Origin of the sequence: Ensifer adhaerens (assembly GCF_028993555.1) — a bacterium.
Lineage (GTDB): Bacteria > Pseudomonadota > Alphaproteobacteria > Rhizobiales > Rhizobiaceae > Ensifer > Ensifer adhaerens_I.
This window is the reverse complement of record NZ_CP118611.1, coordinates 83,693-99,918: the sequence shown is the minus strand read 5'-3', so window position 1 is coordinate 99,918 and position 16,226 is coordinate 83,693. Positions and strand designations below refer to the sequence as shown.

Below are 16,226 nucleotides of genomic sequence, written 5' to 3'. Positions count from 1 at the left end.
GAAAACATAATGCTTTTGCTTTACAAGATTTTGAACGAGATCTCTGCGGCGTTTACCTTCCTGCATGCGGTCGAGGACTGACTACACTCGCTGAAGTCCTACACCGGCTGGAATGCTCCGCTATGGCGACACTCGATAAATTCTCGCCCAAGCTGCGAAAGATGATGGGGCCTGCGTCGTGATCGAAGAGCGGGTTGCGGCTCGCTATCGATCATGCGGGTGTCGTTTGTCGGGGTTGCGCGAAAGCGACAAAAAGCGCGCGCAGAGTTGTAGCCTTATATTCAGCGTTGGGAATATACTGATCACCCAAGTCCGGTGGAAAAAAGGACGAGCACGTGCACGAATATAGCGTCGAAGATACCCCCGGGGGCACGAACTCCCCGGCCGAACTCCAACACCTTGCGCAAAAGCTTGCGGCTCTGGCCCAACAGATCAAGACTATCGCTGCGACCCCGATCGGCGAGCCTGTCTATCTCAACGGAAACAGCGAAGGGTCTCGGCAGGCGTCGCTCGAATAGCCTGGAAGCGCCTGCGGCCCGCACAGGTAAATGCACTACACGCCGGGGTTCCGGTTCTAACGGGACGGTGAAGCGCCATCACCACGGACGGACACACTGACGCGTGACCGCTCTGAGAGTGCGAGAACAGCCACGCAATCGGGAACCAAGGAGTTCTCTAAAAAACCAAGCGTGTGCCAACGGTTCCGCTGTGGGACGTCAGTTCCATATGCCGCGCGCAAAGGTCTTAATTTCGTGGCCGCCGCGCCTCCTTGCGCTATCTCGTCCTTAATGGGTTGCGCTTCGAAGTAAAAGCCGAAGTCGACTGCCTCTGAAGGGGTTTCGCATGGCGTACGTGATGCCATGCGCGTGTATTCTACTTGAACGCTGAAACGACCACTTCGATCAGCGTATCTCCACCGAGATCGGCAACGCCCACGGTTGCGCGGGTCGGCAGATCTTCCGGGCCAGCCCAAGCCTTCCACACTGCATCCATGTCCGGCTTCTTGCCGAGGTCGGTAACAAAGATCGTGGCCGTCAGGAGCTTCGTCTTGTCGGTCCCAGCTTCCGCGAGATAGCGATCGATCCTGGCCAAAATCTCGCGCGTTTGACCGGCCATGTCGAGGCTTTCGTCGTCGCAGGTCGTGCCGCCGACATAGACGACGCCGTTGTGTTCGACGACGCGATGCATGATGGGCGTGCGGAGATGACGTTCTGCCATTTTATTTCCTTCCTGTTGAGGGGTCAGCTTCTGTCGGAGTGGTCGCCGGTAACGGCCCGGACGGCATCCAGCGTGAGGGGGAGCGAGGCGAACTCGCGCAAGGGAACAGGCTTTATCGGTGTGCGAAGCCTGTAGGTGCCGACATCGGCGGGGGACCGCTGTTGCACGTCAGCCAGGATGTCGGTGATGGTTGCCGTGCACATGCGCCCCTGGCACGGCCCCATGCCACAGCGCAGCATCGTCTTGAGCTGGTTGGGGCCGACGACGTTGCGTGCGGCGGCGTCGCGGATGGCACCTACCGTCACCTCTTCACAGCGGCATACGATCGTCTCCCGATCGGTCGGCGCGCGAAACGACGGGGCAGGCTGATAGAGCATGTCGATGAAGGCGCGCCCGCGGGTCAACGTCCCGCGCTGCCTTTCGTGTTTCTTCAGAAGCGGTTCGATTTGCCGCGCCTTCTCGGGAAAGAGATCGAGACAAGCGGCCAGCGCCGCTATCCGGCCGCCGGCCTCCGCGACGAGCGCGCCGCCAATGCCGCCGCCGTCACCGGCGATGAAGATCGCCGGCAGCGACGATCTCCCGCGTGCGTCCAGTTGCGGCTGAAAACACTTCTGCCGGTCGTTCCATTCGAGGAGGCATCCCGTCGCGTTTGCCAGACTGTTACTCGGGACCACGCCCTGATGCAGGAAGATACCCTCGACGCCGAGCTCTTCGATCCGGCCCCTGGTCTTGAAGCGGATGGCCCTGGCACGGTCATCGCCGATGATTTCGATCGCGGCGACGGCGGTGAAAACCGGGACCGACCGACGAACCTTGGTCAGCAGAGACAGGCCTTTCAACAGATAGGGAGAAGCCAGAAACGACGGCAGGCAAGGGAGGGCCTTCGTCCAGTTTGAGTGCGGCGTGGTATCGAGCACCGCAACGAGCTTTCCACCTGCCTGCCGCAATTGGTCCGCGAAAAGATAGAGCAGCGGGCCACTGCCTGCCAGGACAATGCGGCCATCGGGCACCAGTCCGGAGGATTTGAGCGCAATCTGGGCCGCGCCGATGGTCATTACGCCGGGAAGCGTCCAACCCCGAACAGGCATCGGGCGTTCCATCGCGCCGGTCGCGAACACAACCCGTTGCGCATGAACGACGCCGCTCTTGCCGCCGGCAGAAATGCGAAGTTCGACCGATGTCTTCGCATCGGTTTCCTTTTGCTCGACGTTCCACGCAAGCGCCTGGGGTACATAGGTGGCTTCCGATCGCAGGAACGCCTGCAGGACTTCCTTTCCCTTCCAGTAGTCCTTGCCGAGGAAGCCACGCCTTGCCGGCGCGTTCTGTTCAATCGCCCGGTAGATCTGGCCACCGGGGGCGGGGTTTTCATCGAAAAGGATCGTTCGCGCGCCGGTCGCCGCAGCTTTCACTGCGGCCGCCATTCCTGCCGGTCCCGCGCCGATGATCGCGAGATCGTATTCGTGGTCGAGATGATGAAGATTGCTGATTTTGCGAAGCGCCATCGTCAGCACCCTTCGTCCAGAGCGCGCGCGCCGCTCTGCGATGAGATGGCCATGCCGTCACGCAGAACCGTCATGCAGGCCTGCCGGTTTTGAATGCCGTCTATGGTTACCAAGCATTCGAAGCAGACGCCCATCAAGCAATAGGGCGCGCGTGGGCGGTTGCCGACGACGCTGCTGCGCAGCGTCGCGATGCCCTGCCCAAGGAGCGCCGCGGCCACCGTCTGCTCGGCGGCGACGCACATGGGGATACCGTCGAACGTGATGGTGACGGTCTCCCCAGCTCTATCAATTCTGCGAAACATGAAACCTCCGGCCGGGGAATGTGTTGCCGGCAAGTGCAGACTGTTGGATGGCGATCTCGCCAGCAACGACGAGCGCGTGGACGGCGGCAAGCGTCACCCCGGAATGGCACATCGCCACGTAGGCGCCGGGATGGGCGGCCGAGTGTTCGTAAATGGGCAGTCCGTCCGGCGTCTTGACGCGAAAGCCCGCCCAGGAGCGCAGAACATTGACACCACCGAGACACGGAAACGTCCGGATGGCCCGATCCGCCAGAACCGCACTGATATCCTGGTTGGTGGCGATCGAGTCCGTGCCGGTTTCCTGGCTATCTCCGATCATCACACCGCCCTCGTCGGCTTGTCTGAGCGTGGCCGAGGTATACGGGAAAAACGGCCGGCACTTTTCGGTGACGAGGATCTGCCCCTTGCTGCGCACCGAGGGAGCGTGAATGCCGACCATGGCCGCGAGCCGGCTGTTGCCGACACCGGCTGCCAGAACGACGCGTTTGGCGAAAACCTCGCCCCAGGCACCTTTCATGAGGAAACCGCCAGGGCGGGGATCGATCTCATCGATCTCGCAATGCGGTTCGTATCGCGCGCCGAGATTTGTCATGCCGGTGTGGAGCGCGCGCAGGAGCCGCAACGAATTCACGTCACCATCCATCGGGGAATAGATCGAGCCGACGACGTCCCGGCCGATCGCCGGCACCATCTTGGCGGTCTGCGCATGATCGAGAAGCGTATGTTCCGGGGCGTCATCGCCGAGTTCGCGCGCGACTGTCAGGACTTCTTCATGGATCCGCTCCAGCTCCGTTTCGCTGAGCGCGAAGGTGAAGCCACCTCTCTGCCTCAGGGCGACGTCCACACCGGAAGTTTCATGCAAGGCGGATGCGAATTCCGGCCAGAGACGGGCCGAACGCATCGACCAGCGCGCATAATGAGGCGCACCGAGACCCTTGCCCTGAATCCAGATCAGCGCAAAATTGGCGCGTGAAGCCCGCAGCGACAGATCCTCCCCGTCGAGCAGCAGTGGGCGCTCACCCGCCCGCGCCAGGCCCCAGGCAAGGGCGGCGCCGACGAGGCCGGCTCCGATAATGACGATGTCCTGATCTGGCAGTCTGCGCATTCTGTTTGGTCCGTATGTCGGTGGCGTAGGCCCGTCCGAAGCTCGGGCGGGCCTGTTGTCGAGGCTTACTCTTGGGGGCTCACGTCCACCTTGAACCACTTTTCCGAGAGCGCCTTCACCGTGCCATCGGCAACCGCAGCCTTGATGACCTCGTCGAAACGGGCCTTCAACGCGGTGTCTTCCTTGCGCAGGCCAACGCCGATCAAGCCGAACACCTTGCCCGAGAAGAGCGGGCCGGTCAGCTTGGCCCCCTTCATGTCGTCCTTCTCGAGTGCCGCGGCGAGAACGGTCGCATTGGCAACGACAGCGTCAAGGCGTGCACTGGCGAGATCGAAGTTGTGTTCTTCGGTGGTCTTGTACTCACGAACGTCGGCGCCATCGCGGAAGTATTGCTCCATGAATGCAGATGCCGTGGTCGAACCCTGCACGCCGACGGCCTTGCCCTGGATCTTCCTGGCGATTTCCGCCAGCACGGGCTTGGCGGCTTCGGAATCGACCGAGAGCGGCTTGCCCGTATCCGGCAGGTCGGCAAGGTCGCTGCCTTCCATCGCGGCAAAGGAGTTGATTGCCGCAGCGTAAGGTGCTGAGAACGCCATTACCTCTTCGCGCTTGGGCGTGATGCTCATGGCGGCCATGATCGCGTCATACTTGCCGGCGGTGAGCGAAGGGATGATACCGTCCCAGTTCTGTGCGATGATTTCGCACTTGGCTTTCATCCGCCCGCACAGTTCGTTCGCCAGGTCGATTTCGAAGCCTTCGAGCACGTTGTTGGGGCCGGAAAAATTCCAGGGAGCATAGGCACCTTCCGTGGCGATGCGGATGACATCCTGCGCTTGCGCGACATGGGCCGTTGCCAGCAAGCTGACGGCGGACAATACGATCTTCAGTTTCATGCGTTCTCCTCTCTTCGTTTTTTTGGAAGTTGGTTTCAGGCGTTCTGCTTGGAAATGAACTGGCGGAACCGATCGCTTTTCGGGTTCGAGAAAACCTCCTCGGGGCGACCGTCCTCTTCGATCAGCCCCTTGTGCAGGAACAGAACCCGGCTCGAGACGTCGCGGGCAAAGCCCATCTCATGGGTGACGACGAGCATGGTGCGGCCCTCGGCTGCGAGATCGCGCATAACCTTCAGCACTTCAGCAACCAGTTCCGGATCGATCGCCGAAGTCGGTTCATCGAACAGCATGATCTTGGGCCGCATGGCGAGCGCCCGCGCGATGGCCGCGCGTTGCTGCTGCCCCCCGGAGAGATGGGCCGGATAGAAGTTGCGCTTGTCGGCGATGCCAACGCGCTCGAGCAGGGCTTCGGCCTCGGCGACACATTCGGCCCGGTTACGCCTTTGCACATGGACCGGCGCCTCGATGAGATTTTCCAGGATCGTCAGGTGAGACCAGAGATTGAAGGACTGGAACACCATCGTCGCTTGCGATCGGAGCCGCAGCAGTTGCTTCTGATCGGCGACACGTGGGCCAAAGTCAGGGCGCTGCGTAAGTCTGTAACTCTCACCGTGGATCGAGATTTCGCCCGCATCCGGCACTTCCAGCATGTTGATGCAGCGAAGCAGCGTGGACTTGCCGGATCCCGAGGACCCGAGGATCGAGACGACTTCGCCCTGGTTGGCACTGAGCGAGATGGAATGCAGCACCTTGTAGGCACCGTAGCTTTTCTCGAGCCCGGCGATTTTCACGGCCGGAACGACGGGCGCGTTCATCATGCATGTTCTCCTGCGACACGTCGGTAAAGGGGTTGGCGCTGCGCGGCCGAGAGCCGGTATTCGATCAGCTTGAACATCCGGCTGACGATGAAGTTGAGCAGCAGATAGATCGCTCCGGCGGCGATGAAGATCTCCACGGGCCGGTAGGTCGCCGAGATGAGTTTCGCCGCAAGCCCCGTGACTTCCATCATGGTGATGGTCGAGGCCAGCGCGGTCGACTTCACCATCAGGATCACTTCGTTGGAGTAGGCAGGCAGCATTTGCCTGAGCGCCTGTGGGGCAATGATGCGGCGCATGAGGGTGAAACCGCTCATCCCATAGGCGCGCGCCGCTTCGATCTGCCCCGCCGGAACGGAAAGTACGCCGCCGCGGATGATTTCAGCGCTGTAAGCGGCTGTGTTGAGCGCGAGCGCCAGCGCCGCACACCAATACGCTTCCCGCAGGAAGGGCCACAAAAAGGTTTGGCGCATGTCAGGAAACTGGCTGAGGCCGTAGTAGATCAGATAGAGTTGCACGAGCAGCGGCGTGCCGCGAAAGATGAAGATGTAGAAACGCGCCAAGAGATCGAGCGGCGGCCAGTTCGATAGTCTCATCGCCGCAAGACCGGTCGCAAGGACCGCCCCGGCAATCACCGGCAACGCCATCAGCTGCAGCGTCAATGGAATGCCGCCGCAAAGCCTCACGAAGGCGTCATACATGAAGGGAAGTTCGATCATATTGCCCGCCTGATTCCGCGCATGGCGCGCTTCTCTGCGATGCGAAACAGGTAGCTCGAGACGAAACTGATCAGCAGGTAAAGGACCGCAGCCGTCAGGAAGAAGGTGAACGGTTTGCGGGTCGAGCCTGCGCCGATCTGGGCCTGCCGCATCAACTCGATCAGCCCCACCACCGAGATGAGTGCGGATTCCTTCAGCACCAGTTGCCAGACGTTGCCGACGCCCGGGATTGCAAACCGTGTCGCCTGGGGCAGGATTATCCGTCGAAACAGAAGGCCGCTCGGCATGCCGTAAGCCTTTGCCGCTTCGATCTCGCCCTTGGACAGAGCAAGCACCGCGCCGCGATAGACCTCGGCCTGATAGGCACCTGACACAACCCCGATCGCCAAGGCTCCGGTCAGGAAGACCGGTGCGCTGATGAAGCCTTCGGAGCCGAATAGAGCGCCGAGCTGGCTCAAAACCGCGCTGCTGCCGAAATAGAAAAGATAGATCACGAGCAGGTCGGGAAGGCCGCGCAGGATCGTGGTGTAACAGTCGACCAAGATCCTCACAGCGCGCAGCGAAGAGAAGGAAGCCGCCGCGGCAAGGCTGCCGAAGACTGCCCCGGCGGCAAAGCCGCTGACTGCAACGCAAAGCGTAACGCCCGTCGCCCTGAGCATGTCGATGCCCCAGGCTCCTTCGGCGAACCCCATCAGATCGAGATACGCGTTCAAAGCACCCACCAGTTTGTTCCCTTGGTGCAGCGCCGGTTCGAGCCAGACGCCACCGTTTGTTGTCAGTGGGTTTGACAGCTTGCTTCAATACCGTCAAATTCGTAATCAGGCCACGAGCATAACCAAATATTATGGTGACCCATGAACTTGCGTCAGGTGGAGGCGTTCCGAACCGTCATGTTGACCGGAAAAATGACGGCGGCTGCGGAGTTGATGTCGATCACCCAGCCGGCGGTGAGCCGGCTGATCCGCGACTTCGAAATCGACACGAAACTGAAGCTGTTCGATCGGCGCGGAAACCAACTGACGCCCACCCGGGAAGCATTGACGTTGCTGCAGGAGGTGGAGCGCGCCTATGTCGGCTTGTCGCGCATCAAGGCGTTTGCGGAGGAGATCAGTCGGCAGAACGCCGGCATGCTCCGCATTGCCGCCATGCCTGCCCTGGCCAACGGGATCATGCCACGGTTTCTCGCGCGGTTCCTGCGCAACCGCCCGAACGTTCATGCGTCGTTGAACGGCATTCCGTCGTCTCTGGTGATCGAAGCTGTAGCATCGGGGCAGGTCGACCTTGGTTTTGCCGACGGTCCACTCGACCGTCCCGGGTTCCTGATCGAGACCCGCCCGATACCTGCGGTCGTTGCAGTTCCGACTGGCCACAGGCTTGCCGACTGCGAAACCATCATGCCCGCCGATCTCGCCAACGAGCGCATGATCACTCTGGAACCGGGCACATTGTTTGCCATGCGGGTAGAGGTAGCCTTGGCGGGGGTTCCGCGGTCATCGACATTGGAAACGCGCCTTTCCCACACCGCTCTGACGCTGGTTTCCGAGGGAGCGGGCATAGCGATCATCGATCCTTCGTCCGCCACCGAATTCCGGGGACGCGGCGTTGTCGTCAAGCCATTCGGCATTTTCGTCGACGCTGGATTCCTTGCGATCCGACGGAACCAGGGTTCAGACAGCGTGCTCGCCGAACGGTTCGTGAGCGAGTTCTGGAAATATCACGAGGCTCTGCTGAACGGAGCGGAAGCCGACACCGCACCGAGATGACGCTACGCAAGGCGAGTTGTCAGCTACCGCCATTTCGGGGGGCCTGAACGTTATGGTTTTCCCCGACGCATTGACAGTCCTCCAGGCGCGCTACTCGAGCACATTCATTCTCGGCGTGGGAACAAATGAGGCAAACGCAATCCGTCGCTTTTTGGAAGCTCAGTTTCGCCGTCCTCACATCATACGAGCGGTTGGAAAACTACGTTAGAGTCAATCTGACAATTTCAGTTGATCTGCGACTTCAGAAGCAAAAAACTAGAACATTCAGCGACGCTACCTAACTATTTTTCGCCTGTCCCCGCCTTCCTGATTGAAGTTCGAATATTCAATCCAAGAGGCTCGCCACAGTATTGCTGCGTTGATCCGAAGTCGCACTGGGGCCTCACGAAGCCGCTGGCGAAATCGTCGAAGCCTTGGCCGTGGTCATGGCTTGGCGCCAGGCGCTTGCACCTTGCTCCTGTCTGTCGGACTGAAGCCCAGTTTCGAGAGCACCGTTTTCGAGATGCCGCCGCCAGCGAGCCCGTACCATGCACGCCAGGGGACAACGGACCGGACGCGGCATCGCACTAACAAAACTCGACACCTAATCGGGCGACGACACCGGTTGGCGTCCCCGCCGCGTTTGGGGTAAAGTTCCTGATCTCCACGGAGGGTGAATTCCATGAGCCATCGCGGTGAAGACGTGTTGAGAATGGCGCGCCGCAATATGCTTCTCGGCATGTGGGCCGCGAAAAAACTGAACCTCGACGGGGAACGTGCGAAAGCATACTCAGACGATCTGGCGATGGGCACGCTCGATTTTGAACGGAGCGATGTGCTGCGCAAAATCCGCGACGACTTCAAGGCTGCGGGCGTCGTCCAGTCCGACGAGGATATCCTGCGCGTCATGACCGAGTCATGGCTTCAAGCCTCAAGCCCAAAGACGGCAACACGAGGAGACGCAACAGACGCCGCAGTTGTACAGATTGCGCGCAATTTCATATCGAAGTGATACCACGCCTCGCCTGGCTGCAAGCCCCCAAGAACGTAGCGGGCCTTGGGGGCACTTGGCTGGAGGGCAATCAGTGGCTGAGGGATCAAAGTTGCCGTCCGACCCGCCTTAGTTACGAACGGTTCAGACGATTTACCTTCAAGGAGCGCACCCTTTTCGGCCGCCGAGCCTTTCAATGTCGCGGGGTCTATTCCATTCGATACGAAAAGAACGCTCTATTTTCAAAAAGAACTGCCCCCTTTAAACGCCAACATCCCCGGTGATCAGACGGGGATGGCGATGGATTTAAGCTGAAATTGAGTGCGGGGCACGACGGCGACCCTCAGCGGGGCTCTGCCGTCAGCCTTCGCGGCCCGCTGCAAATGCCGCGTGATGCCTGGCGAGCAACTCGGCGACCTCGTCGATGAAGGCGGGATCGACGTCGACAGCAAACTCGATGCGGGCGTTCTTGCCGTCGCGCTTGAGCTTGGCGAAGGCCCGTCCGCCGGCGTCGACCAGCGTCTCCGGCTTCACCGTTTCCGGCTTCGGCTTGCGCGACAGCCGGCTGAAGAGGATCTGGAAGCGGTGATCGCTTTCGGCTTCGAGGAAGCGGCGGGAGCGGCATTCCTCCAGGGCCACCTGGACCGCGGCCTCGTCTTCAAGCAGCGCGCCAAATGCCATCCAGCGCTCGCGGCCAACCTTGGGCGCCGGGCCGATGGCGCGGGCGATGACCGGCGGCACGCCTTCGGCTACCTGTAGCAGACGCGACAGCTCGCTTTTCTGCACGGCAAGCGCCTCGCCGATCACCTTGCGGTCGAAGCCACGGTCGGCAAGTGCTGAGGCGAACATCGCGCGCTCGATAAAGGAGAGATTGCGCCGTTCGGCATTTTCCTTGCCCTGGGCCAACACCAGTTCGTCGTCGGTCAGTGGCCGGACGATCGCCTTGACCTTGATCCCGAGGCTGCGGACGGCGTTGAGACGACGATGGCCGTAGGCCGTCTGGTAGCGGCCCTGCTTCTCCGGATGCGGGCGCACCAGGATCGGCGACTGCTGGCCGCTGTCGCGAATGCTGTCGGCAAGGGCCAGGAAATCCGGGTCGTCGGTTTCACCGTCGGTCAGGCGGTCCTCGACGAAGGATGCATCGATCAGATCCGGATCGAGTTCGACAACACGCTCGCCCTGCATCAGGGCTTCGCGCAGCGCGCGCGCCTCTTCCGCCTCACGGGTGATGCTGCCGAGCGAAAGGCCCATGGCCTTGATCGCGCCGGAGGCGGCGCGCGGCACTTCAGCGAGCGGCGCCTTGGTCGCCGCCAGCGCGGCGGGTTGGGCACTCGTTACTGTGGCGGGCTGCTTTTCGTCAGCCGGCGTGGCCGACCCCGACGCCGGGACGTTGCCGGAGAAAAGGGCGCGCAGTTCGTTCTTGCGGTTACCAGCCATGTCGATCAGCGCCCCCATGCCGCATGAATGAGTGCCTCGATCTCGCCGTTGACGGCGTTCAGCGACTCGACCGCGCGGTCGTAGGTGGCGCGCGTGAAGTTTTCGCGCCCGACCTCGTAGAGTGTCTGTTTCGTTAGGCCGGCGTCCGAGACCGCAGTCGATTTCACCATGGCCGAGGTCAGAACCCGCTCGCCGAAGAGCGAACGCATGAAGCCGACGATCTGCGCCTGCGGTCCGTCGTTCGGCTCGAAACGAGTGACGAGGTAGCGCAGGAAGTCGAAGTTCAGTTCACCGCCCGCCTCGCGCACGACGCTCAGGAGGTCTGACGTCATGTAGAGGAACTGGTTCATCGAGGCGACGTCGAGCATCTGCGGATGCACGGTGACGATGACGGAGGTCGACGCGCAAAGGGCCGAGAGCGTCAGGTAGCCGAGCTGCGGCGGGCAATCGATGATGACGACATCGTAGTCGTCGGCGACACTGGCGAGCGCTGTCTGCACGCGGGCGAAGAACAACGGGCCGGCATCGCTGCCGTTGTGGCGCGCGCTCAGCGCCTGCGGCGTCGTGTGCTCGAACTCCTGAAGCTCGAGATTGCCGGGCACGAGATCGAGACCGTCGAAATAGGTCTTGCGGATGATGTCGCGCAGCGGCCGCGCTTCGGCGTCGTAGCGGATCGCACCATAGAGCGTGTCGTTGCCGGTGAGATCGAGCTCGGGCTGGTAACCGAAGAGGGCGGAAAGCGATGCCTGCGGATCGAGATCAACGGCCAGCACGCGGTGGCCGGTCATGGCAAGATATTGCGCGATATGCACCGACGAGGTGGTCTTGCCGGAGCCGCCCTTGAAGTTGGTGACCGAGATCACCTGCAGATGCTCACCCGCCTCGGCATCGCGCCATTTGAGGTAGCTGCGGGCCTTGGCCGCGTTGCCCTTGGCGAGCGCCTGTTCGGCCAGATGCCGGCGAAGCGCATTGATGTCGGAGAGCGAATAGGACCGGCGCCCGCCAAGCCCCGTGTCGGGCTGCGGACCTTCGCCGGCAAGCGAGAGCTGGCGCAGATAGCCATCGGATACGCCGATCAGCTTGGCCGCCTCGCCGGAGGTGAAGCTTCGCAGCGTCTTCATCGCCGTCGGCGGGAAGAGCCGCTCGCGCATCGCCTTCAGCTGTTCGGAAAGAGCGCGCGCATCCGCGGCGATCGCCTCATCGGCCGGACGGCGAGCCTGGGAGTGGTCCGCGTCCTGCCTTGCCTGGGTTGCCGTCATATTCATTCCGCCATACTCCTTGCATGCACCTGACAGCCCGACGCGGCCGGAGGGCATTAACAGAGATTCAATTCAAATACGGCCAATCGGCACTTATTCGGAAAAATCCGTAACAGAGATGCCCGAGCTTATGATTCGCGTCAAGACGCTGACCACGACCCAATACAAAGGCCAGCGGCCTGCTGATGGGGCAATCCGGCAAAGGAAAACGCCCGCGGCAGCGGCGCGGGCGTTCGATAAAGCCATCTGATCGGCAATCAGAGCTTGGGGCCGATATGATCCGGGATCGGGCACTGGTAGGGTTTATCCTCGGTTTTTTCACGCCACTCCGCCTTTGCGCGCTCCAGCAGATCGGCATCGAGGATCAGATCGAGACCCGTTGCGGCCAGTGATTTCGCCGCGTGGGCGAAAGCCTTGTGGGCGGCCGGGCTCTTGCCCTGCGCGACGACCTGCCAGGTGTGCGGCGCGGTGCCGATCGCCCAGGCAGGCGCCCAGCATTGCGCGGTCGGCGTGATCCAGCTGACATCGCCGACATCGGTCGAGCCGGCACGGAAATGCGATTGCCCCTCGAAATCGCGAAGGCCGCGATGCAGGCCGGTCGAACCGTCCATACGGCCGTTGGCGAAGACGTCGCCCTTGATCTGGTAGAGGCGGATGCTGCTGGAAATCGCCTCCGGCGTCAGCGTTTTCTGGATTTCCCTGGCGAAGGCGATGTCCGCCTCGTCGAAAGGCACCGGGCCAAGCGCCACCATGTTCTGATGGATCGCCGTTTCCAGGGCGATATTCGGCAGAAGATTGGTCGCGGCGCGATCAAAGACGATCTCGACCTCGGTCTCCGTCATCATGGCAGCACCCTTGGCGATCTTGTCGATGCGGGCGGCAAGCGCCAGCGCTTCGGGCATCTGCGGCGCGCGCACGAGATAGAGCGCCTCCGCGCGGGCCTGGACGACGTTTGCCGCCTTGCCGCCGGCATCGGTGATCGCGTAGTGCACGCGGCAATCCTGCGGCATGTGCTCACGCAGGAAATTGACGCCGACATTCATCAGCTCCAGTGCGTCGAGCGCGCTGCGGCCGAGATGGGCGCCGTTCGACGCATGCGCCGCGACACCCTTGAAACGATAATAAATCTCCAGAACAGCGAGATTGTTGGTCGAGCGGACGCCGTTGAATGGTGCGGGGTGCCAGGTCAGCGCAGTATCGACGTCGGCGAAGATGCCGGCGCGCGCCATAAAGGTCTTGCCGGAACCGCCCTCCTCGCCGGGGCAGCCGTAGTAGCGCACGGTTCCCGGCAGCTTTTGCTCCCTGAGGTAGCCGGCGAGCGCGACGGCGGCCAGCAACGAACCTGTTCCAAGCAGATTGTGGCCGCAGCCGTGGCCGGTAGCACCCTCGACCTCTGCCTGCGCCTCGGCGACGCCTGCGACCTGGCTCAAACCCGCCAGCGCATCGAACTCGCCAAGGAAGGCGATGACCGGGCCGCCCTCACCCGCCTCGCCGACAAAGGCGGTGTCGATCTCGGCGAGCCCGCGAGTCACCTGGAACCCGTGCTTCTCCAGCATGGAAATCTGGGCGGCCGCCGATTTCTCCTCGTGAAAGCTCAATTCCGCGTGCCCCCAGATCGCATCGCTCATCGCGGCAAACTCGGGCTTCAGCGCCTCGATGGTTTCGACAAGGGCGGACAGTGCGGGTGGCTTGGGCATGAATCTTCCTTTTGCGACGCGCGGGCGCGATCGCATCGGCATTTCTGTCATTGGGATGGAGATGGCGGCGGTTCCGCCGCCATCGATTTCGAGCGGCTACGGCCGCATCAGTCGTCGAGCGTCACTTCCCAGAGGCGGGTGTTGGACTGCCACACCGGCTCGCCATGCAGCTTCTTGGTGGCGCCCCAGATGTCGACCATGTCGTACATGAAGATGCCGGGGACCTCGTCGAGCATCAGCTGGTGGAACTCGTCGAAAATCGCCTGGCGCTTGGCCTGGTCGGCCTCGACATAGGCCGCCTTCATCAGCTCGATTGCCTTCGGATTATCCCACATCAGGGAGGCGTTCTTGTCCTTGTTGCCGACATAGAAGCTGTACATCAGCGCCGGGTCGAGGCGCGGCGAGACCGACTGCGAGATCACCTGGTAGTTTCCGGAGCGGCGGCGATCGACCTGGGTGGCATAGTCGAGCACCTCGATCTGCACGTTGAGACCGACCTGCTGCATCATCGCCTGGGCGACGACGGCGGCCGGGAAGCTCGGTACGTTGCCGCGCTTGTTGGCAATGATGGTGATCGGCTCGCCGTTGTAGCCGGCTTCCGCGAGGTCCTTCTTCGCCTTTTCGAGATCCATCGGGATCTTCTTCTTCTGGACATCCGAGTAGAAGATCGAGTCGGCCGAAACCATCGACGCGTTGGCTTCGCCCGTGCCGTTGGAGACCGCGGCGACCAGCTGATCGAGGTCGAGCGCCTCGGCCATGGCACGGCGGACCGCGACGTTGCTTAAGGTCTTGTCGCGGGTCTGGAAGTAGAGCAGGTTCTTGCCGTTGTTACGCTTGACGATGAGTTGCATCGTGTCGCTGTCCTTGAACTCGGCAATGAGATCGGCGGAGACTTCAGCGGTATCAAGCGCGCCTGAAAGCAGGCCCGTCTTCACCGTCGAGGCGTCCGGGATCACCATGAACTTGATGCCGTCGACCAGCGGCCGCTTCGAGCCGACCATGCCATCCGGCTTGCCGTCATTGGCGGGCGAAACGTAGTCGGCGTTCTTTTCCAGCCGCACATATTCGCCCTTCTTCCACTCCGCCCACTTGAACGGACCCGTGCCGATCGGGGCGACGAAGGCGCCGTCAGCGCCGAGGGAGTCCTGCGAGACGATACCGGTGTAACCGCATTCCGGACGCGCCATCAGGCCGAGGAAGACGGCCGACGGCTTTTCGATGCTCATGGTGACAGTGGAGGCATCGGTTGCGGCAACATTCGTCACCTTGATCGACTTGCTGCCGTCGAAGTCGCCGGCGCAGGTCCACTTCGTCTCCGGCTTGATGTAGCGGTTCCAGTTCCAGACCACGTCCTCGGCAGTCAGCGCCTTGCCGTTGTGGAACTTCACGTCGTCGCGCAGCTTGAAGGTATAGGTCAGGCCATCAGGCGAAACCTCGAAGCTCTTTGCGAGCAGCGGCTTCACTTCGCCGTTTTCGGCGTAGCCGACGAGGCCTTCGACGATATGAAAGATCACCGAGTCGGTGTTGCCGTCGCGGTTGACGCCGGGCTCATTGCTGCGGATGTCCGAGCTTTGCGCCACCGTGAGATCGCGTGCGTGGCCGAGCGCGATCGCGCTCATCAGCATGGTTCCGGCGAGCAGTATGGTTTTCATGGTTCCTCTCTCTTTTCTCATTGTTGGGTGTCGGTTCAAAAGGCGCGCCAGCAGGCCTGTGACAGCTTGCCGATGGTTTCGAGCGCAATCGTGTAGCCGGGCGTGCCGTCGGACATCAGCGCCGGCACGCCATCGGTAAAGGCGGCAATCGCGTAGAGCGGTTTGCCGTCACGATAGACGACGCCGGCATCCATGCGGCCGCGTTTTCCGCGGCCGCCCTTGCAGGCCGCCACCGTATCGAAGGGCAGCCGCGAGCGCAGGCCGTAGCGCAGCACCTGGCTCTTCAGCGTCTTCAGGGCGAAGTCGGCGAGCTCCAAGGAGATGCCGAGCTTGGCAGCTGCCGCTGTGTCGTCCTGAGCGGCAAGGATCAGTTCCAGCAGCATCACCTGGTCGGCAGCCGTCGTCGTGGTCACGTCAGCGAGCGAATGATCGGGCTTCAGCGCCAGCGGCGGAATGAGGAAGCGGTGGTGCGTTCCCGCCATGCCGAGCGCCTTGCAGTACTGATCAACCTCTTCGAGCGTCAGCCGTTCGAACACCATCTTGGTGCAGACATTGTCGCTCAACACCATCATGCCGACGATCGCGTCGCGCAGCGAAATGACGATGCCCGGCGTCAGGTAGCGGAACATGCCGCTCGCCACTTCCTCCGCGAAACGCGCCTCATAGGTGATGCGCTCATCGAGATCGAGGCGTCCCTCGGCCACCGCCTTCAGTGCCGCCATCATGATCGAGGTCTTGCGGGTGCTGGCGGACGGGGTTTCTTCGCGCTCGCCGCGGCCGATCGTTTCGCCGGTCGCAAGGTTGCGCACGAGGAAGCGCGTGATGAAAGGCTGGCTGTCCGCAATCGCGTTGAGTTCTGCCGCGACCACTCCGGGCTTGAGTTCGTTCATCATC

General features: G+C 62.0%; 15 protein-coding genes. 2 read left to right on the top strand and 13 right to left on the bottom strand.

What is annotated here, in order from left to right:
• Positions 1 to 873 precede the first annotated feature (873 nt).
• The 8 genes from PWG15_RS20910 to PWG15_RS20875 form a co-directional block, all read right to left on the bottom strand.
• The gene (locus PWG15_RS20910; protein WP_275025890.1) at positions 874 to 1,218 is read right to left on the bottom strand and encodes a RidA family protein; all 345 of its coding nucleotides are present in this window, start codon (positions 1,216 to 1,218) and stop codon (positions 874 to 876) included.
• A 23-nt stretch (positions 1,219 to 1,241) separates the two neighbouring features.
• The gene (locus tag PWG15_RS20905) at positions 1,242 to 2,720 is read right to left on the bottom strand and encodes an FAD/NAD(P)-dependent oxidoreductase (RefSeq protein ID WP_275025888.1); all 1,479 of its coding nucleotides are present in this window, start codon (positions 2,718 to 2,720) and stop codon (positions 1,242 to 1,244) included.
• Between the two features lie 2 nt (positions 2,721 to 2,722).
• On the bottom strand, positions 2,723 to 3,022 hold the full coding sequence (locus tag PWG15_RS20900; RefSeq protein ID WP_275025887.1) for a (2Fe-2S)-binding protein: 300 nt from the start codon (positions 3,020 to 3,022) through the stop codon (positions 2,723 to 2,725).
• The gene (locus PWG15_RS20895; RefSeq protein ID WP_275025886.1) at positions 3,006 to 4,127 is read right to left on the bottom strand and encodes an NAD(P)/FAD-dependent oxidoreductase; all 1,122 of its coding nucleotides are present in this window, start codon (positions 4,125 to 4,127) and stop codon (positions 3,006 to 3,008) included. The genes PWG15_RS20900 and PWG15_RS20895 overlap by 17 nt, the downstream gene beginning before the upstream one ends.
• 65 nt (positions 4,128 to 4,192) lie before the next feature.
• Entirely contained in the window at positions 4,193 to 5,020 is an 828-nt protein-coding gene (locus PWG15_RS20890; RefSeq protein WP_275025885.1) for a lysine/arginine/ornithine ABC transporter substrate-binding protein, read from the bottom strand.
• Positions 5,021 to 5,055: 35 nt separating this feature from the next.
• Positions 5,056 to 5,838 carry an ABC transporter ATP-binding protein gene (locus PWG15_RS20885; protein WP_275025884.1) on the bottom strand — a complete coding sequence of 261 codons (783 nt, stop codon included), beginning with the start codon at positions 5,836 to 5,838 and terminating at the stop codon, positions 5,056 to 5,058.
• The gene (locus tag PWG15_RS20880; RefSeq protein WP_275025882.1) at positions 5,835 to 6,554 is read right to left on the bottom strand and encodes an ABC transporter permease; all 720 of its coding nucleotides are present in this window, start codon (positions 6,552 to 6,554) and stop codon (positions 5,835 to 5,837) included. The genes PWG15_RS20885 and PWG15_RS20880 overlap by 4 nt, the downstream gene beginning before the upstream one ends.
• The gene (locus PWG15_RS20875; protein WP_275027129.1) at positions 6,551 to 7,246 is read right to left on the bottom strand and encodes an ABC transporter permease; all 696 of its coding nucleotides are present in this window, start codon (positions 7,244 to 7,246) and stop codon (positions 6,551 to 6,553) included. The genes PWG15_RS20880 and PWG15_RS20875 overlap by 4 nt, the downstream gene beginning before the upstream one ends.
• A gap of 162 nt (positions 7,247 to 7,408) precedes the next feature.
• Here PWG15_RS20875 and PWG15_RS20870 point away from each other — a divergent pair, with 162 nt between their 5' ends.
• Complete coding sequence (locus PWG15_RS20870) at positions 7,409 to 8,317, top strand: LysR substrate-binding domain-containing protein (RefSeq protein WP_342457061.1); 909 nt, start codon at positions 7,409 to 7,411, stop codon at positions 8,315 to 8,317.
• Between the two features lie 661 nt (positions 8,318 to 8,978).
• Positions 8,979 to 9,308, top strand: a complete 330-nt coding sequence (locus tag PWG15_RS20865) for an ATPase inhibitor subunit zeta (protein ID WP_275025878.1) — start codon at positions 8,979 to 8,981, stop codon at positions 9,306 to 9,308.
• Between the two features lie 339 nt (positions 9,309 to 9,647).
• Here PWG15_RS20865 and repB read toward each other — a convergent pair whose 3' ends face one another.
• The 5 genes from repB to PWG15_RS20840 all read right to left on the bottom strand — a co-directional run bounded on the left by repB (position 9,648) and on the right by PWG15_RS20840 (position 16,225).
• Entirely contained in the window at positions 9,648 to 10,724 is a 1,077-nt protein-coding gene (gene repB, locus PWG15_RS20860; protein WP_275025877.1) for a plasmid partitioning protein RepB, read from the bottom strand.
• A gap of 5 nt (positions 10,725 to 10,729) precedes the next feature.
• Positions 10,730 to 11,983, bottom strand: coding sequence for a plasmid partitioning protein RepA (gene repA, locus PWG15_RS20855; protein WP_275027126.1), 1,254 nt, complete (start codon positions 11,981 to 11,983; stop codon positions 10,730 to 10,732).
• 257 nt (positions 11,984 to 12,240) lie between these two features.
• Entirely contained in the window at positions 12,241 to 13,680 is a 1,440-nt protein-coding gene (locus PWG15_RS20850; RefSeq protein ID WP_275025875.1) for a M20 family metallopeptidase, read from the bottom strand.
• 107 nt (positions 13,681 to 13,787) lie between these two features.
• The gene (locus tag PWG15_RS20845) at positions 13,788 to 15,332 is read right to left on the bottom strand and encodes an ABC transporter substrate-binding protein (RefSeq protein ID WP_275025874.1); all 1,545 of its coding nucleotides are present in this window, start codon (positions 15,330 to 15,332) and stop codon (positions 13,788 to 13,790) included.
• A 35-nt stretch (positions 15,333 to 15,367) separates the two neighbouring features.
• Positions 15,368 to 16,225, bottom strand: coding sequence for a serine hydrolase (locus PWG15_RS20840; RefSeq protein ID WP_275025873.1), 858 nt, complete (start codon positions 16,223 to 16,225; stop codon positions 15,368 to 15,370).
• Position 16,226: the final 1 nt, after the last annotated feature.

Bases quoted from the DNA above. Each gene is read 5' to 3' on its own strand.
- repB (WP_275025877.1), bottom strand. From the start codon at position 10,724: ATGGCTGGTAACCGCAAGAACGAACTGCGCGCCCTTTTCTCCGGCAAC.
- PWG15_RS20880 (WP_275025882.1), bottom strand. From the start codon at position 6,554: ATGATCGAACTTCCCTTCATGTATGACGCCTTCGTGAGGCTTTGCGGC.
- PWG15_RS20895 (WP_275025886.1), bottom strand. From the start codon at position 4,127: ATGCGCAGACTGCCAGATCAGGACATCGTCATTATCGGAGCCGGCCTC.
- PWG15_RS20905 (WP_275025888.1), bottom strand. From the start codon at position 2,720: ATGGCGCTTCGCAAAATCAGCAATCTTCATCATCTCGACCACGAATAC.
- PWG15_RS20865 (WP_275025878.1), top strand. From the start codon at position 8,979: ATGAGCCATCGCGGTGAAGACGTGTTGAGAATGGCGCGCCGCAATATG.
- PWG15_RS20885 (WP_275025884.1), bottom strand. From the start codon at position 5,838: ATGATGAACGCGCCCGTCGTTCCGGCCGTGAAAATCGCCGGGCTCGAG.
- PWG15_RS20840 (WP_275025873.1), bottom strand. From the start codon at position 16,225: ATGATGAACGAACTCAAGCCCGGAGTGGTCGCGGCAGAACTCAACGCG.
- PWG15_RS20875 (WP_275027129.1), bottom strand. From the start codon at position 7,246: ATGGGGTTCGCCGAAGGAGCCTGGGGCATCGACATGCTCAGGGCGACG.
- PWG15_RS20890 (WP_275025885.1), bottom strand. From the start codon at position 5,020: ATGAAACTGAAGATCGTATTGTCCGCCGTCAGCTTGCTGGCAACGGCC.
- PWG15_RS20910 (WP_275025890.1), bottom strand. From the start codon at position 1,218: ATGGCAGAACGTCATCTCCGCACGCCCATCATGCATCGCGTCGTCGAA.
- PWG15_RS20850 (WP_275025875.1), bottom strand. From the start codon at position 13,680: ATGCCCAAGCCACCCGCACTGTCCGCCCTTGTCGAAACCATCGAGGCG.
- PWG15_RS20845 (WP_275025874.1), bottom strand. From the start codon at position 15,332: ATGAAAACCATACTGCTCGCCGGAACCATGCTGATGAGCGCGATCGCG.
- PWG15_RS20900 (WP_275025887.1), bottom strand. From the start codon at position 3,022: ATGTTTCGCAGAATTGATAGAGCTGGGGAGACCGTCACCATCACGTTC.
- PWG15_RS20870 (WP_342457061.1), top strand. From the start codon at position 7,409: ATGAACTTGCGTCAGGTGGAGGCGTTCCGAACCGTCATGTTGACCGGA.
- repA (WP_275027126.1), bottom strand. From the start codon at position 11,983: ATGACGGCAACCCAGGCAAGGCAGGACGCGGACCACTCCCAGGCTCGC.